General features: G+C 61.9%; 2 protein-coding genes. Both read right to left on the reverse strand.

From position 1 onward, the window contains the following. Positions 1-228 precede the first annotated feature (228 nt). A complete protein-coding gene (locus tag DBR24_RS01165) occupies positions 229-1,842 on the reverse strand; it encodes an NAD(P)/FAD-dependent oxidoreductase (protein ID WP_128613631.1) in 1,614 nt (537 codons plus the stop codon). A 97-nt stretch (positions 1,843-1,939) separates the two neighbouring features. Continuing rightward, the gene (locus DBR24_RS01170; protein WP_123465280.1) at positions 1,940-2,593 is read right to left on the reverse strand and encodes a COG3650 family protein; all 654 of its coding nucleotides are present in this window, start codon (positions 2,591-2,593) and stop codon (positions 1,940-1,942) included. Between the last annotated feature and the right edge of the window lie 258 nt (positions 2,594-2,851).

Here is a 2,851-nt window from a genome sequence, read left to right on the forward strand (position 1 = left end):
GGTATGAGTTGAGTGGGTTGGTCGAAGCGGTGGCGGCGAGTGCCGAGCGGGGGGAGCCGCTGCCTGACTCAGTCCTGCGCGCAAACATCTGATCAAGAGCAGAGACCAATGTGGGAGCGAGCCTGCTCGCGAAGGCGTCATCTCATTCAACATCATCGTTGTCTGAAATACCGCTTTCGCGAGCAAGCTCGCTCCCACAGGGTTTTGTGTTGGGTCAGCTAATGCTGATCAGGCTTCGAGGCCGAGAATGTCGCGTGCTACAGCCTCGGCAATCCGAATCCCGTCCACGCCTGCCGACAGAATCCCGCCGGCATAACCCGCACCTTCGCCGGCCGGGAACAGGCCCTTGACGTTCATGCTCTGCAACGACTCGTTACGCGTGATGCGCAGCGGCGACGAGGTACGGGTTTCGATCCCGGTCAACACGGCGTCGTGCAACGAATAACCGCGAATCTGTTTCTCGAACGCCGGCAGGGCTTCGCGGATCGCTTCGATGGCGAATTCCGGCAAGGCCAACGCCAGATCACCCAGCGCTACGCCGGGTTTGTACGACGGCTCGACTTCGCCCAGTTCGGTCGAAGGCGTGCCGTTGATGAAGTCGCCGACCAATTGCGCCGGGGCCTTGTAATCGCTGCCGCCGAGGATGAACGCATGGGATTCCAGGCGCTCCTGCAACTCGATCCCCGCCAGCGGGCCGCCCGGATAATCGACTTCCGGGGTGATGCCGACGACGATCCCGGAGTTGGCGTTACGCTCGTTACGCGAATACTGGCTCATGCCGTTGGTGACCACCCGGTTCGGCTCGGAAGTCGCCGCGACCACGGTGCCGCCCGGGCACATGCAGAAGCTGTAGACCGAACGGCCGTTTTTGGAGTGATGCACCAGTTTGTAGTCGGCGGCTCCGAGTTTCGGATGGCCGGCGTACTTGCCCAGTCGTGCGCGGTCGATCAGCGATTGCGGGTGTTCGATGCGGAAACCCACCGAGAACGGCTTGGCTTCCATGAACACGCCACGGCTGTGCAACATGCGGAAGGTGTCACGGGCGCTGTGGCCCAGTGCCAGAATCACATGTCTGGAGTGCAGGGTTTCGCCGCTCGCCAATTGCACGCCGACCAGTTGGCCGTCTTCGATCAGCACGTCGCTGACGCGCTGCTGGAAGCGCACTTCGCCGCCCAGCGCGCGGATCTCTTCACGCATGGTCTCGACCATGCCAGTCAGGCGGAACGTACCGATGTGCGGCTTGCTGACGTAGAGGATTTCTTCCGGCGCGCCGGCCTTGACGAACTCGTGCAGGACTTTACGGCCAAGGAACTTCGGGTCCTTGATCTGGCTGTACAGCTTGCCGTCGGAGAACGTGCCCGCACCGCCTTCGCCGAATTGCACGTTGGACTCGGGGTTGAGCACGCTTTTGCGCCACAGGCCCCAGGTGTCCTTGGTGCGCTGGCGCACTTCGGTGCCGCGTTCGAGGATGATCGGCTTGAAGCCCATCTGTGCCAGCAGCAGGCCGGCGAAGATCCCGCACGGGCCGAAACCGACGACGATCGGGCGCTGGCTCAGGTCGCTCGGCGCCTGGCCGACGAATTTGTAGCTGACATCCGGCGCCACGTTGACGTTTCGGTCGTCGGCGAACTTGCCCAACACCTTGGCCTCATCGCGTACGTTGAGGTCGATGGTGTAGATGAAGCACAGTTCGGAGGACTTTTTGCGCGCATCGTAGCTGCGCTTGAACAAGGTGAAATCGAGCAAATCATCGCTGGCGATGCCCAGGCGTTGCACGATGGCGGCGCGCAGGTCTTCTTCGGGATGGTCGATTGGCAGCTTGAGTTCAGTGATTCGTAACATGGCGGGGATCCGGGTTCGCGGGGCGCACAACTGCGCCAAGGCGTTTGAAGGCCGCGATTATAAGCCGCAAAGGCCGGATCCGGTGAGGCTAAAACGCTCAGTCGTTGCGCGATCCGCCGAAATACCCGCAGCCGCGCTCGACCTGGCCGTCGATGCGCAACTCGGCGCTCATGTGCTGGACGCTGCCGGTGCTGCTGTCGACGCAACGTTGTGGTGCGACCCACAGCTCGATGCGCTGGTTGTTGGCTTCGCTGCTGAGGTTGAAGCGGCCGTCGCCCAGTTGCTCTTCAACATAAGGCACGGCCAGCGGCGGCTGTCCGGCGCGGTCGATGACCATGCCTTTGCCGCTGACCTTGACGTTCCATTCCGGGCCATGGCCGGCGGCGCGCAGGATCAGCAGTTTGAAATTCGGGTCGTCACACGCCGTGCCGGAACGTTCGACGCGGTACAACTGGGTCAGGTCGAGACGGTCGCCGGCGATCTTGCCGCGTACATCGGCGAACAACTTGCCCTGTTGATCGGCGAGCGTGGCGGCCTCTTGCAGCACGCTGGTGCCGCCGATGTCGTTGACCGCGTACTGACGCTGTTCGCCACACGGCTGGAACACCAGTTTGCCGTCAGCCGCCGTCAATTGCCCTTGCATCCGGGATTGCCCGACGTGGGAAGCACTCTGACGCGGGCCATCCAGCAATTGGCAGCCGGCAAACAACGGCAGCAGGGCAATAACGATCAACGAACGGGCAACACGCATCTTCGGCTCTCCAGACAAGTGCCGCCACGTTACTGAGGCTGGCTGCCGATCACAAGGTTTGTCTGGCCACTATTGCGTTGGGCACAGTGGCATCACATAGTCTTGGGCCGGTTGGGTCTGATGGATCAAGGAGATCGCCATGCAATGGAAACATGCACTGCTGCTGTTGGCAGTCGCAGGCTGTGGGACCAGCCAGGCTGCCGATATTGATTTTTCTTCCGCGGCAGATTTCACCCGGATGGAGATACTGCTCAAGGA

Source organism: Pseudomonas sp. HMWF006, from assembly GCF_003061205.1.
GTDB lineage: Bacteria > Pseudomonadota > Gammaproteobacteria > Pseudomonadales > Pseudomonadaceae > Aquipseudomonas > Aquipseudomonas monsensis.